The organism is Oleiphilus sp. HI0061 (genome assembly GCF_001635675.1).
Window position 1 is genome coordinate 1 of record NZ_LWFE01001329.1, and the last position, 1,112, is coordinate 1,112.

At 43.8% G+C, this 1,112-nt stretch carries 1 protein-coding gene; it reads right to left on the reverse strand.

The window, feature by feature from the left end; genetic code table 11:
• Positions 1-30: 30 nt before the first annotated feature.
• Positions 31-879: an alpha/beta fold hydrolase gene (locus A3735_RS20980; protein WP_068509302.1), complete on the reverse strand. Its 849-nt coding sequence runs from the start codon at positions 877-879 to the stop codon at positions 31-33.
• Positions 880-1,112: the final 233 nt, after the last annotated feature.

A 1,112-nucleotide genomic window follows, 5' to 3' on the forward strand; every position in this document is an offset into this window, starting at 1 on the left:
TATGAAGTATCAACCTAAACTAAATTGGCTTTAGTTGGCGCTGCAATGCTGTGACTCCTCAGCAGTGCGCTCAAAAAACTCAGCGTAAGTCTCAAGTAGTTCAGGCTTCTCCCAATGCAAAAAGTGCCCCACCCCTTTGACTAGCTGAAACTCTCCATTCGCCAGCATTTTAGTAGCTTTACGCGTGTCAAAGAGGTCCATAATGGTATCGAACTGCCCCATAACAACTAGCACGGGAATCGCAATCGAGCTCAACTCAATATGCTGCTTAAGATCCCCCATCTGAGTAACCGACCGACTATGCTCATAAAATGATGCATACTGCTCCTCACTCATATCATTAAACTGGCTAATAATTTGGCGCTTTAAATGCTCAGGAATAAGTTGGCCAAACTTCTCTATCATCAATGGCGCAATTTCAGCGCCACGCCCCTGCTCAATATAAGACTGAACTTGATCTATAATTACCTGAAGGACTGAATTTGCACGCGTGCCAAAACTGCCAAGAACAGCCCGATTAAACAAATCCGGATAACGATCCAAATAAGAAGCCGCAACAATTGAGCCCCAAGAGCCGCCAACTAAATATCGACTAGAGTACTTTTGCGCATCAATTCTGACTAATAACTCATGCAAGGCATCCACTTGCTCTTCAAGCGATACCCCCATGCAACCGTAGTTAATTTTTGCACGCCCTTGCCCAGGCAAGTCAAATACCAGGATGCTGTATTCAGTTTGAAAACGAGAGACAAAACTGCGCCATGCAGACATGGTTTGTTTTGCACCGCCAATGCATACCATTAACTTATCTGAAGAGCCATATAGCCTATACGGAATTTCAAATCGTGAGACCTCAAGTTTCCCTGCGATTTTATTCACACAAGCCTCCTTCCACCTAATGTCACTGAGCGAGCAGTTAAGGGTGATAGAAATCAGAGCAGATAACAAGTTAATTGGGTAAGATTTGTGAAAGTATGCCTTAAAAGATCAAAATCTTAATTCAGGCCTTTAGTTAACATCGCCTGATCTACAACAGATTGCCCCCCTAACCAGATCGCACGTAAAGCACGAGAGAGGGCTGTATTCGAAAATGAGGAAACACGCACGTTATT